A 24,747-nucleotide genomic window follows, 5' to 3' on the forward strand; every position below is an offset into this window, starting at 1 on the left:
GAGCGGATGGGCGGGATATGCCGCGATGCCGCGGGCAGCGGCAATCGCGGCAGGAGTGCCGGAAATCAGAAGTTGACCGGATCGCGCACGATCGGGCACGTCATGCAGTGGCCACCACCACGGCCGCGGCCGAGCTCGGATGCCGGGATCTCGATCACCTCGACGCCGGCGTCGCGCATCAGCCGGTTGGTATAGGTGTTGCGATCGTAGGCAACCACCACGCCGCGATCCAGTGCCACGACGTTATTGCCGTCGTCCCACTGTTCGCGCTCGCGCTGGAACGCGTCGCCGCCGGTCGCCAGCGTCTTCAGCTTGCCGATGCCGAGCGAACTGGCCACCACGTCGAGGAAGGATTTGCCCTCGTGACGTTCGAAACGGATCTCGCCCGGCTTGTCGCCGGCGTACATGCTGGTGCAGACGATTTCGTCGACCACGTCCGGGAACACCGACACGAAATCGTAGTCGAGGAAGCTGAACACGGTATCGAGGTGCATGGCACCGCGGCTCTTGGCCATCTGGCAGGCGATGACGCGGGTCGGGCCTCCGGGCTGGCCCAGTGCATTCTTCGCCACCTGCACCACGGCCTGCGGGCTGGTGCGCTCGCCCATGCCGATCAGGGCGACCCCGTTGCCGATCGGCATCACGTCGCCGCCTTCCAGCGTCGCCGCGCCATGATCCTTGTCGCTGTCGCCCCACCAGACGCGGACCTTGCCGGCGAAGAACGGATGGAACTGGTAGATCGCCTGCATCAGCAGGGTTTCCTGACGGCGGGCCGGCCAGTACATCGGGTTCAGCGTCACGCCTTCGTAGATCCAGCAGCTCGGGTCACGCTGGAACAGGCTGTTCGGCACCGGCGGGAACACAAAGTCGGACTGGTCGAGATAACCGCCGAACAGCCCCTTCGGGTCGAACGGCAATTCGGAACGGGCAATGCCGCCGACCAGGTGTTCGGCCAGTTGCTGGGCCGGCATCTCGTCCAGCCAGCGACGCAGATCACCGAGCATGCCGACTCCGACATAGTCCGGCTTGATCTTGTGGTCGAGAATCCACCCGCGAGCGGCCCGGTCCTCGAGCAGCTTGGTCAGCAGATCGTGAACCTCCAGCACCTCGATGCCGCGCGACTCCATCTGGCTGACGAAGTAGGCATGGTCCTTCTGGGCGCGCTCGACCCAGATCACATCGTCGAACAGCAGGCTGTCGCAGTTGCCCGGGGTCAGTCGCTTGTGGGCCAGGCCGGGACGGCACACCATCACCGTTCGCAGCTTGCCGCATTCGGAATGAACGCCAAACTGGGACATGGAGAACTCCTTCTCTGAGTGCTTTTCAGCGGGGACAAAAAATAGCGCCGGGGCGGGGACCGCCGACAGCGCTATCTGGTGGACTCATCTCGTTGCCGCACGACGCAGCCAGCCGCCGTGACGCCGTGACACGACGCGGAACGGACGGGGGTGGCGGGCATGTTCCCGCCGGGGCTGGACGTTCTGAATTCTGCTCTCATCACGCCACGGTATAGAACACCCGCCCCGCTCCGTAAAGGGCCATCCATCGCGCGAGCCCCCCGGCAGCAGGACGCAAAACACCCCGGAAAGTTACTTCCCGGGGTGTTTTGTTGACGGCCCTCCCCTTCGCCACGAAGCACGGACGAGCGAAGCGAGGTTTCCCCGCGGCGGCGGGGACGGAAGGGGCAGGATTCAAACAGGCAGACTGCCGTGCTCACGACAGCTCCTGTCAGTCGGGCGTGCACCGACGCCACGCTGGCCACCGGTGCCCACCTTTGCAAGCACTCCCCTTCGCCACGAAGCACGGACGAGCGTAGCGAGGTTTCCCCGCGGCGGCGGGGACGGAAGGGGCAGGATTCAATCAGGCAGACTGCCGTGCTCACGACAGATCCTGTCAGTCGGGCGTGCACCGACGCCACGCTGACCGCCGGTGCCCACCTTTGCAAGCACTCCCCTTCGCCACGAAGCACGGACGAGCGAAGCGAGGTTTCCCCGCGGCGGCGGGGACGGAAGGGGCAGGATTCAAACAGGCAGACTGCCGTGCTCACGACAGATCCTGTCAGTCGGGCGTGCACCGACGCCACGCTGACCGCCGGTGCCCACCTTTGCAAGCAGTCGACAAAACACCCCGGAAGGATGCCTTCCGGGGTGTTTTGCGCAACCCGCCGCAGGGCGGGTGGCAGACCTTACAGCGACAGTGCGCCGGTGCCCAGTTCGTATGCGGCGTAGGCGCCGAGCACGAGAACGATGGCAGCCAGGATGCCTTCCAGCGACGTGAACGGACGTTCCTTCTGTTCACGACGGGCCCAGAGGTAGAACGGCAGGCCAACCGCGTACAGGATCATCGACAGGAACAGGTACTTCGGACCTGCTGCGTACACCAGCCAGACACCGTAGACGGTAGCGACCAGGCCGATGACGATGTCTTTCAGACGCTTGGAGTCACCCGCCTCATAGCCATCGGACTTCAGCACGATGATCAGTGCATACAGCGCGCACAGGAAGTACGGGATCAGGATCATCGACGTTGCCAGCGACAGCAGCGCCAGATAGCCCGCCGAGTTGAACAGCGTGATGATCAGGAACACCTGGATGCAACCGTTGGTCAGCCACAGGGCATTGGCCGGCGAACCGTTCTTGTTCAGACGACCGAAGGCAGCCGGCATGGTGCCGTCCTTGCCCGCCAGGTAAGCCGCTTCTCCTGCCAGCAGCGTCCAGGCCAGCAGCGCGCCACCCACCGAGATCACCAGGCCGATGTTGATCAGCGCAGCACCCCAGTCACCCACGGCAGCCTTCAGCACGCCAGCGGTAGACGGGTTCTTCAGTGCAGCCAGTTCCGGTTGCGTCAGCACGCCCATCGACAGCACCGACACGGCGACCAGCAGTACCATCACCAGCAGGAAACCGATCACGGTGGCCTTGCCGACGTCGGCCATCTTCTCGGCACGGCCGGAGAACATCGACGCGCCTTCGATACCGATGAACACCCACACCGTCACCAGCATGGTGCTCTTGACCTGGTCAACCACGCTGCCCAGCGTCGGCGAGCCCCAGAAACCCAGGTTGAAGGTCTCGACGTTGAACGCGAAGATCACGATGCCGATGAACAGTGCCAGCGGGACCAGCTTGGCTACGGTGGTCACGGTGTTGATGAACGCCGCGCCATGCACGCCACGGCAGACCATGAAGTGCAGTGCCCACAGCAGGATCGATGCGCAGACCACGGCCGGCATGGTGTTGCCGTCACCGAAGAAGCCCAGTGCATCGAACGCGCCCAGCGCCGAGAAGAACACGACGAAGTACGACACGTTGCCGATCCACGCCGAGATCCAGTAGCCCCAGGCCGAGTTGAAGCCAACGTACGGACCGAAACCGGCACGTGCGTACCCGTACACGCCGCCTTCGATTTCCGGCTTGCGGAAGGCCAGCGTCTGGAACACGAACGCCAGGGTCAGCATACCGAAGAAGGTAATGACCCAACCGATAATGATGGCGCCGGCACCTGCACCCGCTGCCATATTCTGCGGCAGCGAGAAGATCCCGCCGCCGATCATGGAGCCGACGACCAGCGCAGTCAGTGCGCCGAGCTTCAGCTTTTGCGAACCAGCTTGAGTCCCGTCAGACATTTTGACTCTCCGTAGGTTAGTTAATTAAGGAATTCTTATTCTTGTTTATCGCAAAACGACAGCCCCTTGTCCAAACCTGCCAGCTGTCGCCTTTGATTCAGATCAAGCAGAAAATCCACAATGAATGTTCCATGCCGCAGGGACTACGTTTTGGGTGAACGGAACGCGAAACCTACCGCGAACCCCGCCTGGCAAATCACGCTGATGCCATTACGAGTTAGCCCACCCTTACGCGTATTGCAACGATAAATGTTCGTATCGTTGTCCTAAAAAAGGCGCCAAAAGCGCCTTTTCCAGGAGTCAAACGATCAATACCACTCGATGCCGCTGGCTTCGGTGCTGATGATGGTGCCGGCTTCGCCTTCGACGATCTTGGCAATATCACCCAGCGCGCCGATCACGGCACGCTTGCCGCTCTTGCGGGCAAACTCGCAGGCTGCTTCGACCTTCGGGCCCATCGAACCGGCTGCGAAGCCGAGTTTTTCGATTTCGTCCGGGTGAGCGCGCTTGATCGCCTTCTGATCCGGCTTGCCCCAGTTGACGAACACGGTCGACACGTCGGTGGCGATGACGAAGTAGTCAGCATCGACTTCGCTGGCCAGCAGCGACGAGGCCAGGTCCTTGTCGATCACGGCTTCGACGCCAACCAGCTTGCCGTCTTCATACATGGTCGGGATGCCACCGCCGCCGGCGGCGATCACAACGGCACCCTTTTCGATCAGCCACTTGATCGGGCGCATTTCGAAAATGCGCTTCGGCTTCGGGCTCGGCACCACGCGGCGGAAGTATTCGCCGTCAGCCTTGACCGTCCAGCCGTTTGCGGCGGCCAGGGTTTCGGCTTCTTCCTTGGTGTACACCGGGCCGACGAACTTGACCGGGTTGGCGAAAGCCGGATCCTTCGGATCGACTTCGGTCATGGTCAGGACAGTGGCCAGCGGCACTTCGAACGGCAGCACGTTGCCGAGCTCCTGTTCGATCATGTAGCCAATCATGCCTTCGGTCTGCGCGCCGAGCACGTCGAGCGGGTACGGGGTCACGGCAGCATTGACGTGACGGGCGTAGGCATCGTTCTGCAGGCCGAGCAGGCCGACTTGCGGGCCGTTGCCGTGGCACATGACCAGGTTGTGACCCTTCTTGGTCACTTCCGACAGTTGCGCGGCAGCGATTTTGACGTTGTTACGTTGGTTTTCGGCGGTCATTGCTTCACCGCGACGTTGCAGGGCGTTACCACCCAGGGCGACTACAACACGCATGATCTATTTCCTTCAAGCGGCAGGAATTCGGAAACAAAAGGGGCCGGTCGGTCTTCACAGCCGACCGGCCCCTGAGAGGGGACGCGACGTAACACGTCGCGACGGGCTACTCTTCGAGGCGCAATGCGGCTATCAGGCCAGCGTTGCCACCATGATTGCCTTGATGGTGTGCATGCGGTTTTCCGCTTGCTCGAAGGCCACGTTTGCCGGGCTTTCGAACACTTCTTCCGTCACTTCGATACCGTTGGTGAATTGCGGATACTGTTCCGAAATTTCCTTGCCAACCTTGGTTTCGCTGTTGTGGAAGGCCGGCAGGCAGTGCATGAACTTCACGCTCGGGTTCTTCGCGGCAGCCAGCAGCGCCTTGTTCACCTGGAACGGCGACAGCAGCTTGATGCGTTCTTCCCAGACTTCCTTCGGTTCGCCCATCGACACCCAGACGTCGGTGTGGATGAAGTCGGCGCCGTCAACGGCAACCTTCGGGTCGTCGGTCAGGGTCAGACGAGCGCCGGTTTCGGCAGCGATCTTCTGGCATTCTGCGACCAGCCATTCTTCCGGCCACAGGTTCTTCGGGCCGCCGATACGGACGTCCATGCCCAGTTTGCAACCCACAACCATCAGCGAGTTGCCCATGTTGTTGCGTGCGTCACCCACGTAGGCGTAGGCAATTTGCGACAGCGGCTTGTCGCTGTGTTCGGTCATGGTCAGCACGTCGGCCAGCATCTGGGTCGGGTGCCATTCGTCGGTCAGGCCGTTGTAGACCGGCACGCCGGCGTAGTCAGCCAGTTCCTGAACGATGTCTTGCTTGAAGCCACGGTATTCGATCGCGTCATACATGCGACCCAGCACGCGGGCGGTGTCCTTCATCGATTCCTTGTGACCGATTTGCGAACCCGACGGCCCGAGGTAGGTCACGTTGGCGCCTTGATCGTGCGCAGCCACTTCGAACGCGCAACGGGTACGGGTCGAGGTCTTTTCGAAGATCAGGGCGATATTCTTGCCGGTCAGGCGTTGCTGTTCGGTGCCGTTGTACTTGGCACGCTTCAGGTCGCGGGACAGGTCGAGCAGGTAGCGGATTTCACGCGGGGTGAAGTCGAGGAGCTTCAGATAGTGACGGTTCTTCAGGTTGAAGGCCATGATGTGTTGTCCTTGGTCGTACTTTGCGTAACTTCAGGATGTCCCGGCCAGCTGCTGCCAGCCGGGATGTTCTTTCAATGCGTCAGGTCGATTACAGCTTGACTTCGTCGCGAACGATCGGGCAAGTCATGCAGTGACCACCCCCACGGCCGCGGCCGAGTTCGGATGCCGGGACTTCGATCACTTCCACACCACGGTCACGCATCAGCTTGTTGGTGTAGGTGTTGCGGTCATAGGCAACCACGACACGACGGTCCAGCGCCACGACGTTATTGCCGTCGTCCCACTGTTCGCGTTCACGCTGGAATGCGTCGCCGCCGGTCTTCAGCAGTTCGATGCTCGGCAGGTTCAGTGCCTGGCGCACGACTTCGCTGATATGCACGCCGTCGTGACGTTCGAAGCGGATTTCGCCTTCCTTGTCACCGGCGTACATGCTGGTGCAGACGATTTCGTCGACCACGTCCGGGAACACCGACAGCAGATCGATGTCGAGGAAGCTGAACACGGTATCCAGGTGCATGGCGGCACGCGACTTCGGCATCTGGCAAGCGATAACGCGGTTGGCGCCACCCTTCTTGCCCAGCACGCTCTTGGCCACTTGCACGACAGCTTGCGGGCTGGTGCGTTCGCCCATGCCGATAAGCACGACGCCATTGCCGATCGGCATCACGTCGCCGCCTTCCAGCGTAGCCGGACCGTGGTCCTTGTCGCTGCCACCCCACCAGATGTTGGCCTTGCCGGCGAACGTCGGGTGGAAGCGGTAGATGGCTTCCAGCAGCAGGGTTTCCTGACGGCGAGCCGGCCAGTACATCGGGTTGACGGTCACACCTTCGTAGATCCAGCAGCTCGGGTCACGCTGGAACAGGCTGTTCGGCACCGGCGGCAGCACGAAATCGGACTGGTCGAGGTAGCCACCGAACAGACCCTTCGGGTCGAACGGCAGTTCGGACTTGGCGATACCGCCGAACATGTGTTCGGACAGTTGGGCCGACGGCATTTCTTCCAGCCAGCTGCGCAGATCGCCCAGCATGCCGATACCGACGTTGTCTGCCTTCACCTTGTGGTCCAGCAGCCAGGCACGAGCGGCCTTGTCGTCCAGCACCTTCGCCAGCATGTCATGTGCTTCCAGCACTTCGATGCCGCGAGCGCGCATCTGACTGACGAAGTAGTCATGGTCTTTCTGAGCCCGTTCAACCCAGATCACGTCATCGAACAGCAGGCTGTCGCAGTTTGCCGGGGTCAAGCGCTTGTGAGCCAGACCCGGGCGGCAAACCATCACCGTGCGGAGCTTACCGCACTCAGAATGAACACCAAACGTCGTCATGATGACTTCCTTTCCATAAAGAGACTTGGTCGCACTTGTCAGTGCGCTGCCGAGAAGTGAGAGCAACCCGGCCAGCCGTTAATGAACGCTGATCGCTTTGTGCATCAGCGTTCTTGAGTTGAATTATATTAGCGCACACTCATATTGCAAGCCGCTACTATTCCATCCAGATCAGTATTGGCGCTGCGCCGCCTCGTCATAAAAATTAGAAAACAGTGATAAACCTTTTGGGATCAAGGTCTTAGTCCGCTTTCCCGCCCTGGCGCCCCGCCTCGCACCACGACACGCAAGCCTTTGATTCAAAAGGGTTTGGCTGGGAACCGACACCGATTTATGTAAAACGGCCCGAGGGTCGGAAAGCATCAATTCCGGCCGAAAAGGCCTCAATAAAGAGAAGGCCCGGCATTCGCCGGGCCTTCTTTTCGGGGTGTCTGCGGTCGCAGGCACCCGCTGATCGCCACCGTCAGCCGAAGAAATCCTTCAGCTTGTCCATGAACGACTTCGCCTTCGGGTTGTGCGTACCCGGCGCATCGAGGCTGATCGACTCGAACTCGCGCAGCAGTTCCTTCTGCCGCTCGGTCAGCTTGACCGGCGTCTCGATCAGCACATGGCACATCAGGTCGCCATGCTGGCTGCCGCGCAGCGCCTTGATACCCTTGCCACGCAGGCGGAATACCTGCCCGGACTGGGTTTCCGGCGGAATGCGGATCTTGGCCGCCCCATCCAGCGTCGGGATCTCGATCTCTCCCCCCAGCGCCGCGCTGGTGAACGAGATCGGCATTTCGCAATGCAGGTCGGTGCCGTCACGCTGGAATACCGCATGCTGGCGGATCTGCGTGACCACGTACAGGTCGCCATGCGGGCCGCCATTGGTGCCCGGCTCGCCTTCTCCGGCCAGGCGGATGCGGTCACCATCGTCGACGCCGGCCGGAATCTTCACGTTCAGCGTCTTCTGCTTCTTCACCCGTCCGGCACCATTGCAGGCACGGCACGGATCGGTAATCTGCTTGCCGCTGCCATGGCAGGTCGGGCAGGTCTGCTGGATCGAGAAGAAGCCCTGCTGCATGCGCACCTGGCCCACGCCGCCGCACGTCGAGCAGGTCTTGGCCTCGGTGCCCGGCTTGGCGCCGCTGCCGTGGCAGACATCGCACTCATCCATGGTCGGAATGCGGATCTGCTTCTCGCAGCCGCGCGCCGCTTCTTCCAGCGTGATTTCCAGGTTGTAGCGCAGGTCGGAGCCGCGGTACACATTGCTGCGCCCGCCGCCACCGCCGCCGGCACGTCCGCCACCGAAGATGTCGCCGAAGATGTCGGCAAAGGCATCGCCAAAGCCACCGAAGCCGGCACCGCCCGCCCCGCCAGCCTGCGGGTCGACCCCGGCGTGGCCATACTGGTCATAGGCCGCGCGTTTCTGTCCGTCGGACAGGATCTCGTACGCTTCCTTGGCTTCCTTGAACTTCTCTTCCGCTTCCTTGCTGTCCGGATTGCGGTCCGGGTGATACTTCATCGCCAGCTTGCGGTAAGACTTCTTGATTTCTTCTTCTGACGCATCCCGGTTCAGGCCCAGTACGTCATAGCAATCTTTTTTCGCCATCGCTTCATTCACCACGGAGTCACGAAGCGCGTGCTGTCGCTCCATGCATGAGATTGACCAACAAAGAAAGGCACAGAGGCCGGGACCAACGACCCCGAGACTCCGTGCCTCTTTGACTCGGACAAGATCAGTTCTTGTCTTTTTTCACTTCTTCGAACTCGGCATCGACCACATTGCCGTCGTCATTGTGACCGGCTTCGGCCTTCTCCGCACCCGGCGCACCGGCGCCTTCGGCCTGGGCCTGGGCGTACATGAGTTCGCCCAGCTTCTGGCTGGCCTTGGCCAGGGCTTCAGTCTTGGCTTCGATCACGTCCTTGTCGTCGCCACCGGCCACGGCTTCGGTTTCCTTCAGCGCGTCCTCGATCTTGGCCTTTTCGTCGGCGGCGATCTTGTCACCGTATTCGGTCAGCGACTTCTTCACGCTGTGGATCAGGGCTTCGGCCTGGTTCCTGGCCTGCACCAGCGCCACCAGCTTCTTGTCTTCCTCGGCGTTGACCTCGGCGTCATTGACCATGCGCTGGATCTCTTCCTCGGACAGACCCGAGCTGGCCTGGATGGTGATCTTGTTTTCCTTGCCGGTCGCCTTGTCCTTGGCCGATACGTGCAGGATGCCGTTGGCGTCAATGTCGAAAGTGACTTCGATCTGCGGCATGCCGCGCGGTGCCGGCGGAATGTCCGACAGGTTGAACTGGCCCAGCGACTTGTTGGCACCGGCCTTTTCGCGTTCGCCCTGCAGCACGTGGATCGTCACTGCGTTCTGGTTGTCGTCGGCGGTCGAGAACACTTGCGATGCCTTGGTCGGAATCGTGGTGTTCTTCTGGATCAGCTTGGTCATCACGCCACCCAGCGTCTCGATGCCGAGACTCAGCGGGGTCACGTCCAGCAGCAGCAGGTCCTTGCGGTCGCCCGACAGCACCGAGCCCTGGATCGACGCACCAACGGCAACGGCTTCGTCCGGGTTCACGTCACGGCGCGGCGCCTTGCCGAAGAAGGCTTCGACGGCGTCGATCACCTTCGGCATGCGGGTCTGGCCGCCGACCAGGATCACGTCGTCGATGTCGCTGACCTTCAGGCCGGCGTCCTTGATGGCCACGCGGCACGGTTCGATCGAGCGTTCGACCAGCTCTTCGACCAGCGATTCGAACTTGGCGCGGGTGATCTTCATCGCCAGGTGCTTCGGACCGCTGGCGTCCATGGTCACGTACGGCAGATTGATTTCGGTCTGCTGCGAGCTGGACAGTTCGATCTTGGCCTTTTCCGCCGCTTCCTTCAGGCGTTGCAGCGCCATCACGTCCTGCTTCAGGTCGACGCCCTGTTCCTTCTTGAACTCGGTCACGATGTAGTCGATCAGGCGCTGGTCGAAGTCTTCGCCACCGAGGAAGGTGTCACCGTTGGTGGCCAGCACTTCGAACTGCTTTTCACCGTCGACATCGGCGATCTCGATGATCGACACGTCGAAGGTGCCGCCGCCGAGGTCATACACGGCGATCTTGCGGTCGCCCTTCTCGTTCTTGTCCATGCCGAACGCCAGCGCGGCAGCGGTCGGTTCGTTGATGATGCGCTTCACGTCCAGACCGGCGATGCGGCCGGCATCCTTGGTCGCCTGACGCTGGCTGTCGTTGAAGTAGGCCGGCACGGTGATGACCGCTTCGGTGACTTCTTCACCGAGGTAGTCTTCGGCAGTCTTCTTCATCTTGCGCAGCACTTCGGCGCTGATCTGCGGCGGTGCCATCTTCTTGCCGCGCACTTCGACCCAGGCGTCGCCGTTGTCGGCCTTGACGATGGAGAACGGCATCAGGCTGATGTCCTTCTGCACTTCCTTTTCTTCGAACCGGCGACCGATCAGGCGCTTCGATGCGTAGATGGTGTTTCTGGCGTTGGTGACTGCCTGGCGCTTGGCCGGGGCGCCGACCAGGATTTCGCCATCTTCCATGTAGGCGATGACCGACGGCGTGGTGCGTGCACCTTCGGCGTTCTCGATCACCTTCGGCTGGCCGTTTTCGACCACCGACACGCAGGAGTTGGTGGTGCCGAGGTCAATACCGATGATTTTGCCCATTGTTCGATCCTTCCTAGAATTTTGCTTTTGGTACGGCGCCATGCGCGCCGCATCTCATTAACCATGTTCGGGATATGGGGAGGCGATTTGCGCTTTCAAGCCCCCCGCTGGCGGGACATTGCGCCGTTTATGCTTTCGGTCTGGCGACAATGACCATTGCCGGGCGCAGCACGCGGTCGGCGATCAGATAGCCCTTCTGCATCACGCGCACCACGGTGTTCGCATCCTGTTCGCTGTCTTCCATGCTCATCGCCTGGTGACGGTGCGGATCGAGCTTCTCGCCCACTTCCGGGTTGATGTCGATGATCTGCGCCTTGTCGAAGGCCGTGACCAGCTGTTTCAGCGTCATGTCGACGCCCATCTTCATCGCTTCGATATTGCCCGACGTGTCGAGCAGTGCCATTTCCAGGCAGTCCTTTACCGGCAGCAGTTCGACGGCAATCTTGCCGACGGCGTACTTGCCGGCGGCGGCCACGTCCTCGGCGGCGCGGCGGCGCATGTTCTCGGTATCCGCCTTCGCGCGCAGGAACTGGTCCTTCAGCTCGGCGATCTGGGCTTCCAGTTCAGCAATGCGGGCGTCCGGTTGCTGCGTGCCCTCGTCGGCGGCGGTGTTGTCCACGAGTTCTTCCGGCGTCACTTGATCCTGGTTCTGCATGATTCACCTCAAATCGGAAAGTCGCACCCTAAGTAGGGACATCCCCGCCGCTTTCAAGCCCCGCCCGGGCCGCGCACTGCAACAATCGACAGCCGGACAGTCGCCATCCCGCCCGCCGCCGCCCTGGCGGCAGGGTTCGTTTACGACCGCCTGCCCGGCTCCTTTCCGCGCATGACTGGTCGTGAGCAACCCATTAAAAGTCCAAGATTTTTCACTTGCGAACAGAAGGCAAAAAGGGTTTGCTGCATTGCACACAACTATGCTTGAATCATTTGCACATCCCCACCGGGAGCGTGCCAGCGCCGGCAAAAACGGCCGGTTACGCTCCCACCGGCGCATCGCTATCCGCGGTGCGCCCACCCGCCCCGCCGGAACCGGCGCGGGTGCATGGCGAAGGCCAGGGAGACGGGGTCACCCCGCCGGACGTACAAAACATAATAGAGGTCAAACTGTCATGACGACTCGCGAACAACGCATTGCAGCCATCGAAAAAGAATGGGCCGAAAACCCGCGCTGGAAGGGCATCAAGCGCGGCTACTCCGCCGCCGACGTGGAGCGTCTGCGCGGCTCCTTCCCGATCGAGTACACGCTGGCACGCCGCGGCGCGGAAAAACTCTGGAACCTGGTCCACGACGAACCGTTCATCAACTGCCTCGGCGCCCTGACCGGCGGTCAGGCGATGCAGCAGGTCAAGGCCGGCATCAAGGCCATCTACCTGTCCGGCTGGCAGGTCGCCGCCGACAACAACAGCTACATGTCGATGTACCCGGACCAGTCGCTGTACCCGGTCAATTCGGTACCGGCCGTGGTCGAGCGCATCAACAACACCTTCAAGCGCGCTGACGAGATCCAGCATGCCAAGCAGATCGCCGAAGGCGACAAGGGCTACACCGACTACTTCGCCCCGATCGTGGCCGATGCCGAAGCCGGCTTCGGCGGCGTGCTGAATGCCTACGAACTGATGAAGTCGATGATCAAGGCCGGCGCGGCCGGCGTTCACTTCGAAGACCAGCTCGCCTCGGTGAAGAAGTGTGGCCACATGGGTGGCAAGGTGCTGGTGCCGACGCAGGAAGCCGTGCAGAAGCTGATCGCCGCCCGTCTCGCCGCCGACGTGCTCGGCGTGCCGACACTGATCCTGGCCCGTACCGATGCCGAAGCCGCCGACCTGTGTACCAGCGACGTCGACAGCAACGACAAGCCGTTCATGACCGGCGAGCGCACGGCCGAAGGCTTCTACAAGACCAAGAAGGGTCTGGAACAGGCGATCAGCCGCGGCCTGGCCTATGCCCCGTATGCCGATCTGATCTGGTGCGAAACCGGCACGCCGGACCTCGAGTTCGCCCGTGCCTTCGCCGAAGCGATCCACGCCCAGTTCCCGGGCAAGCTGCTGGCCTACAACTGCTCGCCGTCGTTCAACTGGAAGAAAAACCTCGACGATGCGACCATCGCCAGGTTCCAGCGCGAGCTCGGCGCCATGGGCTACAAGTACCAGTTCATCACCCTCGCTGGCATCCACAGCATGTGGTACAACATGTTCGATCTGGCACAGGACTATGCGCAGCGCGGCATGTCGGCCTATGTCGAGAAGGTGCAGGAGCCGGAATTCGCCGCTCGCGATCGTGGCTACACCTTCGTGTCGCACCAGCAGGAAGTGGGCACCGGTTACTTCGACGACGTGACCACCGTGATTCAGGGCGGCGCCTCCAGCGTGACCGCACTGACCGGTTCCACCGAGGAAGAACAGTTCCATTGAGAGTGGCATAGTTCGGGTACCGGCGGTGCGTGCGCCGCTGGAACACGCCCGACGTAGTGTAAGGGGGCTGCCGGGAACGGTAGTCCCCTGTTTCATTTCAGCCTCTTTGATCACGAAGTTCACATCCTTCGTGTTTTTCATTCGCGCCGGCGCACACCTTTGTCGTGGGAAAGTGACAGCAATACCGATGAAACCTGCTCCGGATAGTCCACGCGTTCCCTCCCCCCGCATCTGGCATCACGCCGGCCAGTGGGAGCTGCGCGATGTCAGCGATTCCGCCGCCTGCTACGCCCCGCATGTGCACGACACGTTCTCGCTGGGACAGATCGTGGCCGGCGCCAGCCAGTGCCTGATCGACGGCCTCGTCCGTCCTATTGCGGCCGGAGCGGCGGTGCTGGTCCGCGCCGGTGACGTGCATGCGTGCAATCCCGATCCGGGCCGGCCGTGGAGCTACCGGATGCTGCATGTCGACCCGGCCTGGCTGGCGCGTCTGGCACTGAACGAACCGGCATCGGCCCTGCAGCCGGACGCGCCCGGCATCCACGATGGCTTCCAGCAACTGGTCGCCGCGCTGGAACGGCAGGACAGCGGGCTGGCCATCGACGAGATCCTGTATCGCCTGCTGCGGCCACTGGCGCCCGCCGTCCCGTCGCGGCCTCGCGACCAACCGCACCAGGTCGGCCGCGCCTGCGATTACCTGCATGAGCATGCGTGCGATGCGGTCGATCTGGCCACGCTGGCCGATCTCGCCGGCCTGAGTCCGTGGCAGCTGATCCGCGCAATCCGTCGCCAGACCGGGCTGACACCGCATGCACTGCAACTGAACCTGCGCATCCAGCGCGCCCGGGTCTGGCTGCGCCAGGGCATGGCGCCGGCCGACGCCGCCCAGCAGGCCGGTTTTGCCGACCAGAGCCATTTCACCCGCCAGTTCAAGCGCCAGACCGCCCTGACCCCGGGGGGCTACCGCCAGGCCTTGCGCACGGCCTGAACGCGCAATTTCGTTCAAGACCCGCAGCAGCCGCCATCACACACTGGGCACCCCTTGTCCTTCCGATGGCGGTCCCGATGCATGAATTCCTGTTGATGGCGCTGGCGCACTGGCTGGCACTGCTCAGCCCCGGTCCCGATTTCCTGTTGCTGAGCCGCACCACGCTGCGCCACGGCTTTCGTCCCGGCACCCGGGTCGCCGCCGGCATCGCCGTCGCCAACGGCCTTTGGATCGTGCTGGCGCTGTCCGGCGTCGGCTACCTGCAGCGCTGGCCGGCGGCCACCCGCATCATGCAGACCGGCGGTGCGCTGTTCCTGCTGTATGTCGGCTGGCATTTCCTGCGCGCCCGCCCGGACGGCGGTGACGAGGCCACGCCGCTCGCCGCGTCCGCGTCGCCCGCACCGTTCCTGCTCGGCCTGGCATCCGGTCTCGGCAATCCGAAGAACGGGCTGTTCTACACCGGCCTGTTCTCGATCGGTATTGCCGCCAGTACGCCGTCGTGGCAGCAGGCGCTGTACGGGCTGTGGATGTTCGCACTGGTCTGGGTGTGGGATGTCGGCATGGCGTGGCTGATCGGCCGGCCGGCCAGCCGGCGCGGCCTGCACCGCTGGCAGTGGAAGCTGGAGCGGCTGGCCGGTGCGCTGCTGATGGCGCTCGGCATCGGCCTGCTGCTCGGCTGAGGCAAGAAGCCCTTGCCACCCCCGGCGGGCAGCGGCAATGATGCTGACCTTTCCGCCCCTCTGTCACGGTCTCATGTCCCCGATCCGCAAACCGCTTGATGGCACCGCCATCGGCCTGATGATTCTGCTGTGCGCCTGCTGGGGCATGCAGCAGGTAGCGATCAAGGCCGCCTCCCCGTTCCTGCATCCGGTGTTGCAGAACGGGCTGCGCTCGCTGATTGCCGCGCTGCTGATCGTCGGCGTCATGCGCTGGCGACGGCAGGGCTTCTCGTTCCGCGACGGCCGTTTCTGGCCGGGCATTGGCGCCGGGCTGCTGTTCAGCGGCGAGTTTCTGCTGGTCGCGCTCGGTCTGTTGCACACCACGGCCTCGCACATGGTGGTATTTCTCTATACCGCACCGATTTTCACCGCGCTCGGCCTGCACCTGCTGGTGCCCGGAGAGCGGCTGTCGTTCAGCCAGTGGAGTGGCGTGCTGCTGGCTTTCTCCGGCATGGCGCTGGCGTTCTCCAACGGTTTTTCGACCGGCGTCGACCCGGACATGCTGCTCGGCGACGCGTTCGGTGTGGGTGCCGGCATGCTGTGGGCCGGCACTACCGTGCTGATCCGCGCGTCAGTGCTGTCCGAGGCGCCACCGACGCAGACGCTGCTGTACCAGCTCGGCGTCGCGTCGCTGTCACTGCTGGCCACCAGTGCCATCATGGGTTACTGGCGCGGGGCGGACATGAACGGTATCGCCTGGGCCAGCCTGCTGTTCCAGGGCTTCGTCATTGCTTTCGCCAGTTTCCTGGCCTGGTTCTGGCTGCTGCGCCGCTATCTGGCATCCAGACTGTCGGCGTTCTCGTTCCTGACCCCGCTGTTCGGCGTCGCCCTCGGCGTGCTGCTGATGAACGACCCGCTGGACCCGCGCTTTGTCGCCGGCGCGGTACTGGTGTTCGCCGGCATCGTGCTGGTCAATCTGCGCCGCGGTTGAGCGACGGCCACTGCAGCCGTTCGATCAGCGCGGTGGCGGCATCCTCCATGTCCTGCCGGCCGTCACCGGCCAGTGTCTGCCGGTCGTCGCTGGACATCGGGCTGGCGCCGCCGGCGGTCACGCGCAGGGTCATCACCCCGACCCGGACCGGCTCGCGATAGTCGCCCGGATAACCGAGACCGGCGCCATAGCCCCAGCCACCTCCGCCACGCCAGCCGCCGTAACCACCGTAGACGGTGGGTGCCGGCACCGAACGCCAGGCGGTTTCGCTCTGCAGACCGAAGCACAGGCTGACTGCCGGATGCGCGTTGTCCTCGCGCCAGCCACGCAGTGCCAGTCGGGTCTTGATCCATTCGCCGAACTGATAGCCGGCCGACGGCGCACAGCGCAGTGCATAAGTCGGTGCCCCGCTGTCGGCAGCGGCCACTTCCGGCAGACCCGCCAGCAGACCCGCCAGCAGCAGCCAGCCATATCGCTTGCTTCCCATGGTTTCAGTCCCAGTAGTCCGGGTCGGCATAGACCGCCCGCAAATGATCGACAAAGGCGCGTACCCGCTGTGGCAGGAATTTGCGCTGCTGTACCACGGCGCAGACCGGATAGTCGGGTGACGAGTAGGCATCGAGTACCGTCATCAACCGCCCGTCGGTCAGGTCGTCCTTCACTTCCCACAGCGAACGCCACGCCAGCCCGTAACCTTTCAGCGCCCAGTCGTGCAGTACCGCGCCATCATTGCATTCGAGCCGCCCCTGAACCCGCCAGTTCACCAGCCGGCCGTCTATCATGAAGGTCCAGCCCCGGGCGCGGCTCGAGCCCAGGGTCAGGCAGTCGAACTGGTCGAGATCGGCCGGCGAGGCCGGAATGCCGCGCCGCGACAGATAGGCCGGTGACGCCACCACCACCCGGCGGTTTTCCGCCAGCCGCACTGCGACCAGGCTGGAGTCGGCCAGGTCGCTGATGCGGATGGCGACGTCGACGCGCTCGGCCACCAGGTCGACCAGCCGGTCGGACAGGTCGATGGTCACGCGCACGTCCGGATTCGCCTGCTGAAAGGTAGCCACATGCGGCGCGACATGCCGTCGACCGAACCCGGCCGGCGCGCTGACGCGCAGATGGCCGCGTGCGCGGCTGGAACCGCTGGCGACGGCCGCCTCGGCCGCCGCCAGTTCACCAAGCAGGCGCTGGCAGTCTTCGTGGAAAGCGCCACCCTCCTGCGTCAGGGTGACCCGGCGCGTGGTGCGCACCAGCAACCGGACGCCGAGGCGTTCTTCCAGCGCGTCGATGCGGCGGCCGATGACGGCCGGCACGACGCCCTCGGCCCGCGCCGCCGCGGACAGGCTGCCGAGGTTGACCACGTCGACAAAGGTCTGCATCTGGCGAAAATCACTCATTAGCTACTTAAAAGTAAAAAGTGTGATGCGATTCTAGCCATTTTTCTGTACTCGCCATAGCTATAGACTGCATTCATCGCATCACAGCGCCCCGCACCGACTGTCTGACCGGTTCCCCGCCGCTGTGCATGCGCCAATACGACTACAACAGGAGAAAGTGTCATGTCGCAATTGCCCGCAGGCGTGGAAGTCCTTGCCGAAATCACCCCGGCCTATGCCGAGATCCTGACCCCCGAAGCGCTGGCCTTCATCGCCAGCCTGCATCGCCAGTTCGAAGGCCGTCGCCGCGAACTGATGGCTGCCCGCGATGTGCGCCAGAAGGAACTCGACGCCGGCAAGCTGCCGGACTTCCTGCCGGAAACCGCCGCCGTCCGCGCCGGCGACTGGACCATTGCGCCGCTGCCGCATGACCTGCTCGACCGTCGGGTGGAAATCACCGGCCCGGTCGAACGCAAGATGATGATCAATGCGTTCAACTCCGGCGCCAAGAGCTTCATGGCCGACTTCGAGGACTCGAACTGCCCGAGCTGGGACAACCAGCTGCAAGGCCTGATCAACGTCCGTGATGCGTATCGCAAGACGATTTCCTTCACCTCGCCGGAAGGCAAGGTCTACAAGCTGAACGAGCAGATCGCCACTCTGGTGCTGCGCCCGCGTGGCTGGCACCTGACCGAGAAGCACATCAAGGTCGACGGCGAGATCATCTCCGGTTCGATCTTCGACTTTGCGCTGTCGTTCTTCCACAACATCGACTATCTGGTTGCCAACGGCTCCGCCACTTATTACTACCTGCCGAAGATGGAAAGCCATCTGGAAGCCCGGCTGTGGAACGACATCTTCGTCGCCGCCCAGGACGCGCTCGGCATCAAGCAGGGCACCATCAAGGCCACGGTGCTGATCGAAACCATTCTCGGCGCGTTCGAGATGGACGAAATCCTGTACGAACTGCGCGAACACAGCTCGGGCCTGAACGCCGGCCGCTGGGACTACATTTTCAGCTGCATCAAGAAGTTCCGCACCAACCGCGACTTCTGCCTGGCCGACCGCGCCAGAATCAACATGACCGTGCCGTTCATGCGTGCCTATGCGCTGCTGCTGCTGAAGACCTGCCACAAGCGCAATGCGCCGGCGATCGGCGGCATGGCCGCGCTGATTCCGATCAAGAACGATCCGGTCAAGAACGAAGCCGCCATGGCCGGCATCCGTGCCGACAAGAACCGCGACGCAACCGACGGCTACGACGGCGGCTGGGTTGCCCACCCGGGCCTGGTGCCGGTGGCGATGGCCGAATTCGACGCCGTGCTCGGCGACCGTCCGAACCAGATCGGCAAGCAGCGCGACGACATCAATGTCACCGCCGCCGAACTGCTCGACTTCCGTCCGGAAGCCCCGATCACCGAAGCCGGCCTGCGCATGAACATCAACGTCGGCATCCAGTACATCGGTGCCTGGATCTCGGGCAACGGCTGCGTGCCGATCCACAATCTGATGGAAGATGCGGCCACGGCGGAAATCTCCCGCTCGCAGATCTGGCAGTGGATCCGCTCGCCGAAGGGCAAGCTGGAAGACGGTCGCAAGGTCACCACCGAGCTGTTCCGCGAACTGCTGGCCGATGAAGTGGCCCAGCTGGAAGTCGCTTACGGCGCCAAGTGGACCAAGCAGTACCAGGACGCCGCGCGGATGTTCGACCTGCTGACCACGGCGGATGACTTCGTCGAGTTCCTGACCCTGCCGGGCTACGAATACATCGACTGATACCGCCTAACGGTTCTGGACGACGCCCGCTTGCGCGGGCGTTTTTGCGTCCGCCTTTTCCGCACAATGGCCCCGGCCGTAGGCCAGGTTCCTGATGATCAGCGCCGGCAGCGCCACCACTTCGTCATCGAAACCCGGCTCGACGTCAAACGGACCGGCGTACACGCTGCCAGGCACCCGCCACTGTTTCGCCTCGGACACCGATGCCGCGTCCTTCGGACGCTGCCTGCCGTCACGTCCCCATGCGCCATGCCCGTTCGGGCCATGCGAGATCAGTGCCGCCGCCACCGTGACCGGCGTGTAACTGGCGGGCTCCGGCAGCGGCCAGAACCGGATCGAGGCGGCCGGCTTGCCGTGCAGTCCGCCCGCTTCGGCATACGCCGGACTGACCACATAGCTGTACAGATTGCCATGCCGGTCATGACCATACGGCAGCCCCAGCGTCCTCCACGGCAGGATGCCGATACCGGCGCATTCCCCCTTGTTCTCCATGCCGGCGGCCCCCCCCGCGCGGGCCGGGCACGGCAGCCGGCACGCCTCGATCGCGAACTGCTCCAGCGCCGCCACCGCGTCATCCGCGCGCAGACTGAACGCGGCGGTACCGGTCCGGTGCCGCAGCAGGTTCAGCGCCGGCAGGGCAAACATGCCGAGCAGCAGACCGACGATGGCCAGGCTGATCGCCAGCTCGATCAGCGTGAAGCCGCGCGGGACCGGCTCAGCAGGGCGTGCCATCGTGCCCCAGCTGATCGTTTCCCGCCGCCGGACCCGACCAGCGCGCCACCGTGCCGTCCTCCGCCTGCAGCGTATAGCGGCGACGGCAGCCCTTGAAGCGGAAGCCATCCTGCCCGACGACCTCCTGCAGCGTGTCCCGCCACGCCAGTGGCCACAGGCAACCGCGCCCCGGCTTGTTGTTCCCCAGTTCCTGATCTGTGCGGCACGACGCTGGCAGCGCGGCCAGCCACGGGTCGCTCCGGTCTCTGGCGACGGCATCCAGCCAGGCGTCATAACCCTGCCCGTCAACGCAGCCGCGCGGCTTGTCCACCTGTTGTGCCGCCCAGTTGCGGCAGGCGACCAGCGCGGCGGCTGCCGCATCGGCCATCGGTGTCAGCGCGGCCAGGTACTCGTGGCGGCGGATCACCGCCCAGCGGCCGGACGGCGGCGCCAGCTTCCTGCCGATCTCCAGTCCTCCAGCCCGACTGGCCCAGTCGGGAATATCGTGCGCATTCAGGTTGCGTTCATGAATGCCGACAGGCTGCTGGTCAATCACCAGTACGACCATGGCGTCATCGATGCCATGGTCGGGCAGTTGCAGGGCCGGTGCCTCTTTCACCGCCTGCGCGGTCAGCACGATGTCACCCGGCGTCCTGACCAGCATGCTCACCGCCGCATACCAGACCGTACGTCCGCTGCCGGGACGGGCAGACGGCGCCAGATCGGCCAGCGGATACAGACCCAGCCCGAACGGGTAAGGCGGCTTGTAGAGATTGTGGCTGCAGTCCTGCCGCGCCCCCGAGACCAGGCAGTTGCCGCCGACATAGGGCCGCCGCAGCCAGCCGGACCAGGTGCGCTTCTCCAGCGTGCTGCCGCCGCGCACCACATCCAGCAGTCGCTGGCGCAACATGCCCAGCAGCCGCGCATCGTGGAGGACCGCCGCCCGGCGCGCCTCGCCGGCAAGCGCGTACAGCCATGATGTCGCCAGCGTGACCAGCAACACGAACAGCATCGGCAGCAGCACCTGTCCGCGCTGCCACCGGGCAGGGTCGACGCGCATGACTGTCTTCCTGGAACGGGACCACACCATCATGCCCGGATGGCGACGACGGCAACGACCCGCCCACGCCGCCGGGCCGCCCGCGTGGGCGAAATACCACAGCCGGCGGGCCTTTCGACCCACTTGCCGGTAGAATGCCGGCCTCATTACTTCGATCCGCCCGGCCAACCCGAAAGGTGGCCGGCGTTGCTTTCTATTTACGGAATCCGTGCATGAACGCCGTTGTCATTGCCGTTGTCGTCATGCTGGCGCTGAGTCTCGCCCGCGTGAATGTCGTTATCTCCCTTATCGTCGGCAGTCTGGTCGGTGGCCTGACCGGTGGCCTGACCATCGCCCGCACGCTGGAAGCCTTCAACGCCGGCATCGGCGGTGGTGCCGGCGTGGCGCTGTCGTATGCGCTGCTCGGCGCGTTTGCCCTGGCGCTGGCACAGTCCGGCCTGCCGCATGCGCTGGCCGACTGGCTGCTGGGCAAGGCTCGCCACGGTCGTGGCAGCGGACTGAAGTGGGGGGTGCTCGGCTCGCTGACCCTGCTGGCGATCTCGTCGCAAAACGTCCTGCCGATCCACATTGCCTTCATTCCGCTGGTGGTGCCGCCGCTGCTGTATGTGTTCGCCCGTCTCCGGCTCGACCGCCGCGCGGTGGCCTGCGTGCTGACCTTCGGTCTGATTACGCCGTACATGGTGCTGCCGGTCGGCTTCGGTGAAATCTTCCTCAAGCAGATCCTGCTCGGCAATGTGGCCAAGTCCGGGCTCGACGTGACCGGGCTCGATGTCAGCCAGGCGATGCTGATCCCGGCGCTCGGCATGCTGGCCGGCCTGCTGATCGCGCTGTTTGTCAGCTACCGCAAGCCGCGCGACTACGACGAGGCGCGCATCCGCGATGTCGAACGCGAAGACATCCGCTACAGCCGCCGCTCGCTGACCGTGTCGCTGCTGGCGGTCGCGGTCGCCTTCGGCGTGCAGTTGTGGGTCGACTCGATGCTGATCGGCGCTCTGGCCGGCTTCCTGGTGTTCGTGCTCGGCGGTGTGGTCAGCTGGCGCGAAGCCGACACGGTGTTTTCCAGCGGCATGAAGATGATGGCGACCATCGGTCTGGTAATGATTGCCGCCGCCGGCTTCGCCGAAGTGCTGAAGGCGACCGGCGACATCCAGCTGCTGGTCGAGCAGTCGGTGTCGGTGATCGGAAACAGCCGCGGGCTGGCCGCGCTGCTGATGCTGCTGGTCGGTCTGCTGGTGACGCTGGGCATTGGCTCGTCGTTCTCGACCGTACCGATTCTGGCCGCGATCTATGTGCCGCTGGCGATGGCACTGGGCTTCTCGCCACTGGCCATCGTCAGTCTGGTCGGCACCGCCGGCGCGCTGGGCGATGCCGGCAGCCCGGCCTCGGACTCGACCCTCGGCCCGACCTCCGGCCTGAATGTCGACGGCCAGCACGACCACATGTGGGACACCGTGGTGCCGACTTTCCTGCACTACAACCTGCCGGTGCTGGTGGCTGGCTGGATCGCCGCCATGGTGCTGTAGGCCGGGACGGGCTCAGCGCCAGTCCGGCTCAGTCTTTGTCGCGCGGCTGCCAGTAGCGCGGCGCGCGCTGCCGCCAGGCGCTGACCCCGACCTCGCGTCCGAGACGGATGTCGATCGCACCGTGGCGGTCGGTGCGCCAGCGGGTCATGCCGTGATCGGCATAGCGTTGCCAGACGGCGGCCTGCGGATGGCGATAGCGGTTCAGATAGCCGGCGCTGACCACGACATGCTGCGCCGCCACGGCGGCCAGAAAATCGTCGCCGGACGAGGTGCGGCTGCCATGGTGTGGCGAGATCAGCACATCGGCGCGCAGCGGCAGACCGAGCAGCGCCGCCTCGCTGGCGCGACCGATATCGCCGGTCAGCAGTATCGACCGGCCCGCCGCGCCGGTCACTTTCAGTACGCAGCTGGATGCATTGGTTTCCAGCGCCGCCGCGTCGTTCCCCGGCCAGAACACCTCGAAATCGACCCCGTCCCAGTGCCAGCGCTGCCCGGCCCGACATGCGCCGCAGGGCCAGCGCGCGTCCAGCGCTTCCGGCTGGCTGACCTGGCACTGGCTGTGCGGCCAGCGCGGCGCCAGCGCCGGCCAGCCGCCGGCGTGGTCGGCATCGGCATGCGACAGCATGACCCGGTCCGGTGCGGTGATCCCGCGTCCGGCCAGATACGGCAGCAGCGTGCTGTCGGCCACATTCCAGTCGGCGTTGCCCGGCCCGACGTCATACACCAGCACATGGCGCCGGGTTTCCACCACCATCGCCAGTCCCTGACCGACATCCAGCACGGTCGCCCACACCTCGCCCGGTGGCGGCCGCTCGGCGCGCGCCAGCAGCAACGGCAGCCAGCACGGCAGCAGCAACAGCCGCAATGGCCACAGCGGCAGCAGCATCAGCAGCGCGGCAATGCCGGCCAGCCAGAGGGTCCAGACCGGTGGCGTCGGCAGTGTCCACGGCGGCCACTGCGCCAGCCAGTCCAGCGGCGACATCGCCAGCCCGATCAGGTCCGCAGCCCAGCGCAGTGGCGGGTCGAACGGCTGGGCGACCGCCAGCAGTGACAGCGGGGTCAGCAGCAGGCCGATCAGCGGCAGCGCCCAGGCATTGGCCAGCGGCGACACCCATGGCAGCTGGCCGAACCAGCCGGCCAGCAGCGGCACCGACAGGACACTGACCGCGCCCTGTGCCTGCAGGTTTCCCGCCAGCCAGCCGGGGCGACACAGGCGGCCGCTGCCGGCCAGCAGCAAGGCCGCAACCAGGCCGAACGACAGCCAGAAACCCGGCAGGGTGACCGCCCACGGGTCGGCCAGCGTGACCAGCGCCAGCGCGCTGAGCCAGATTTTTCGCGCCGGCCAGCGCGACCGCAGCGCCAGCGCCAGCCCGCAGGCAGCCAGCATCAGCAGCGCCCGCTGCGCCGACACGCCAAAACCGGCCAGCAGCGCGTAGGCGCCGGCTGCCGTCAGACCGGCGGCGCAGGCAAGCAGTCGCGGCGGCCACCGGCCACGACCAAAACGGCGGGCCAGTCGCAGCGCGCCCCAGGCGGCCAGCGCGGCGACAAAGCCCAGGTGCACGCCGGAGACGCAGACCAGATGGGTGGTGCCGGTACGGGCGAACACGTCCCACTGTGCACGGTCGATGCCGGTCCGCTCACCGAGCGTCAGTGCCATCAGCACGCCGGCTGCCGGATGGTCGCCCAGCACGCGGTCGAACCGGTCGCGCAGGCGCTCCCGCATCTGCCCGATGCCGGCCTGCAGCGACGACCGTGCCGGCAGCGCCCGCCGTTGTCTGACGCTGCAGTTCGCCAGCCGCCGCTGGGCGATCAGCCAGCGCTCGGTATCGGCGGCATGCGGATTGGCATACGCATGCAGGCGCTTGCAGCGCAGTTCGGCACGCCAGACCGAGCCGGCCGGCCAGGCCCGCCGCTCCCGGTCGGCGACCGAAAAGGTGGCCGGAAGCGCGGCGTCCGGCGTATGCAGCTGCAGCCGCTGCGCATCGAAGCGGGTCGAGATCAGGCCGTAATGGGCCAGACCGATTACCTGCAGCTCGACCGACTGCGAGCGGTTCTCCCAGGCCGGCGGCAGCATGTCATCCAGCCGCAGCCGGATGCGCAGCGCGCTCAATGCCAGTCCGGCGCACAGTGCGACCAGCAGGCCGGTGCGCCAGCCAGGCCAGCGACCGGACAGCGCCAGTACGGCCACGGCGGCCGGCGCGTGCCACGGCAGCGGTGCCGGCAGCCACGGCGGGATGGCCATGCCGAGCGTGAACAGCAGCAGGGGATACAT

Annotated in this window: 19 protein-coding genes; 6 read left to right on the plus strand and 13 right to left on the minus strand. The window is 64.6% G+C overall.

Annotation, left to right across the window (positions count from 1 at the left end; translation table 11 throughout):
• Positions 1-65: 65 nt before the first annotated feature.
• From DFO50_RS00245 to grpE, 8 genes are all read right to left on the minus strand, one after another.
• Complete coding sequence (locus tag DFO50_RS00245) at positions 66-1,298, minus strand: arginine deiminase (RefSeq protein ID WP_107888742.1); 1,233 nt, start codon at positions 1,296-1,298, stop codon at positions 66-68.
• 887 nt (positions 1,299-2,185) lie between these two features.
• The gene (gene arcD / locus DFO50_RS00250) at positions 2,186-3,625 is read right to left on the minus strand and encodes an arginine-ornithine antiporter (RefSeq protein WP_107888743.1); all 1,440 of its coding nucleotides are present in this window, start codon (positions 3,623-3,625) and stop codon (positions 2,186-2,188) included.
• Between the two features lie 308 nt (positions 3,626-3,933).
• A complete protein-coding gene (gene arcC, locus DFO50_RS00255) occupies positions 3,934-4,878 on the minus strand; it encodes a carbamate kinase (protein ID WP_028497901.1) in 945 nt (314 codons plus the stop codon).
• A 132-nt stretch (positions 4,879-5,010) separates the two neighbouring features.
• Positions 5,011-6,015, minus strand: coding sequence for an ornithine carbamoyltransferase (locus DFO50_RS00260; RefSeq protein WP_028497902.1), 1,005 nt, complete (start codon positions 6,013-6,015; stop codon positions 5,011-5,013).
• 91 nt (positions 6,016-6,106) lie between these two features.
• Positions 6,107-7,339, minus strand: coding sequence for an arginine deiminase (locus DFO50_RS00265; protein WP_028497903.1), 1,233 nt, complete (start codon positions 7,337-7,339; stop codon positions 6,107-6,109).
• A gap of 463 nt (positions 7,340-7,802) precedes the next feature.
• Complete coding sequence (gene dnaJ, locus DFO50_RS00270) at positions 7,803-8,933, minus strand: molecular chaperone DnaJ (protein ID WP_028497904.1); 1,131 nt, start codon at positions 8,931-8,933, stop codon at positions 7,803-7,805.
• Between the two features lie 127 nt (positions 8,934-9,060).
• The gene (gene dnaK, locus DFO50_RS00275; RefSeq protein WP_028497905.1) at positions 9,061-10,992 is read right to left on the minus strand and encodes a molecular chaperone DnaK; all 1,932 of its coding nucleotides are present in this window, start codon (positions 10,990-10,992) and stop codon (positions 9,061-9,063) included.
• A gap of 127 nt (positions 10,993-11,119) precedes the next feature.
• Positions 11,120-11,647, minus strand: coding sequence for a nucleotide exchange factor GrpE (gene grpE / locus DFO50_RS00280; RefSeq protein ID WP_028497906.1), 528 nt, complete (start codon positions 11,645-11,647; stop codon positions 11,120-11,122).
• Positions 11,648-12,101: 454 nt separating this feature from the next.
• On the opposite strand from grpE, the gene aceA reads away from it, so the two are divergent.
• The 4 genes from aceA to DFO50_RS00300 all read left to right on the plus strand — a co-directional run bounded on the left by aceA (position 12,102) and on the right by DFO50_RS00300 (position 16,038).
• Positions 12,102-13,400 (plus strand): isocitrate lyase, encoded by a 1,299-nt coding sequence (aceA, locus tag DFO50_RS00285; protein WP_028497907.1) that lies wholly within the window; start codon positions 12,102-12,104, stop codon positions 13,398-13,400.
• A 187-nt stretch (positions 13,401-13,587) separates the two neighbouring features.
• Entirely contained in the window at positions 13,588-14,388 is an 801-nt protein-coding gene (locus DFO50_RS00290; RefSeq protein ID WP_112691888.1) for an AraC family transcriptional regulator, read from the plus strand.
• Between the two features lie 77 nt (positions 14,389-14,465).
• Positions 14,466-15,068: a LysE family translocator gene (locus tag DFO50_RS00295; protein ID WP_158537378.1), complete on the plus strand. Its 603-nt coding sequence runs from the start codon at positions 14,466-14,468 to the stop codon at positions 15,066-15,068.
• 73 nt (positions 15,069-15,141) lie between these two features.
• Entirely contained in the window at positions 15,142-16,038 is an 897-nt protein-coding gene (locus DFO50_RS00300) for a DMT family transporter (RefSeq protein ID WP_107890272.1), read from the plus strand.
• On the opposite strand, the gene DFO50_RS00305 is transcribed toward DFO50_RS00300, so the two are convergent.
• Both DFO50_RS00305 and DFO50_RS00310 read right to left on the minus strand, forming a co-directional pair.
• Positions 16,019-16,525 carry a hypothetical protein gene (locus DFO50_RS00305; RefSeq protein WP_112691889.1) on the minus strand — a complete coding sequence of 169 codons (507 nt, stop codon included), beginning with the start codon at positions 16,523-16,525 and terminating at the stop codon, positions 16,019-16,021. The two genes, DFO50_RS00300 and DFO50_RS00305, sit on opposite strands and share 20 nt — an antisense overlap.
• A gap of 4 nt (positions 16,526-16,529) precedes the next feature.
• Positions 16,530-17,426, minus strand: coding sequence for a LysR family transcriptional regulator (locus DFO50_RS00310; RefSeq protein WP_028497912.1), 897 nt, complete (start codon positions 17,424-17,426; stop codon positions 16,530-16,532).
• A 162-nt stretch (positions 17,427-17,588) separates the two neighbouring features.
• Here DFO50_RS00310 and aceB point away from each other — a divergent pair, with 162 nt between their 5' ends.
• On the plus strand, positions 17,589-19,181 hold the full coding sequence (gene aceB, locus DFO50_RS00315; protein WP_028497913.1) for a malate synthase A: 1,593 nt from the start codon (positions 17,589-17,591) through the stop codon (positions 19,179-19,181).
• A gap of 6 nt (positions 19,182-19,187) precedes the next feature.
• Here aceB and DFO50_RS00320 read toward each other — a convergent pair whose 3' ends face one another.
• Both DFO50_RS00320 and DFO50_RS19060 read right to left on the minus strand, forming a co-directional pair.
• On the minus strand, positions 19,188-19,913 hold the full coding sequence (locus DFO50_RS00320; RefSeq protein ID WP_158537379.1) for a type II secretion system protein: 726 nt from the start codon (positions 19,911-19,913) through the stop codon (positions 19,188-19,190).
• Entirely contained in the window at positions 19,897-20,952 is a 1,056-nt protein-coding gene (locus tag DFO50_RS19060; RefSeq protein ID WP_158537380.1) for a hypothetical protein, read from the minus strand. The genes DFO50_RS00320 and DFO50_RS19060 overlap by 17 nt, the downstream gene beginning before the upstream one ends.
• Before the next feature lie 212 nt (positions 20,953-21,164).
• Here DFO50_RS19060 and DFO50_RS00330 point away from each other — a divergent pair, with 212 nt between their 5' ends.
• Complete coding sequence (locus tag DFO50_RS00330) at positions 21,165-22,475, plus strand: Na+/H+ antiporter family protein (protein WP_112691892.1); 1,311 nt, start codon at positions 21,165-21,167, stop codon at positions 22,473-22,475.
• A 28-nt stretch (positions 22,476-22,503) separates the two neighbouring features.
• On the opposite strand, the gene DFO50_RS00335 is transcribed toward DFO50_RS00330, so the two are convergent.
• Positions 22,504-24,747 (minus strand): DNA internalization-related competence protein ComEC/Rec2, encoded by a 2,244-nt coding sequence (locus DFO50_RS00335; RefSeq protein ID WP_158537381.1) that lies wholly within the window; start codon positions 24,745-24,747, stop codon positions 22,504-22,506.

Origin of the sequence: Microvirgula sp. AG722 (assembly GCF_003269145.1) — a bacterium.
Lineage (GTDB): Bacteria > Pseudomonadota > Gammaproteobacteria > Burkholderiales > Aquaspirillaceae > Microvirgula > Microvirgula aerodenitrificans.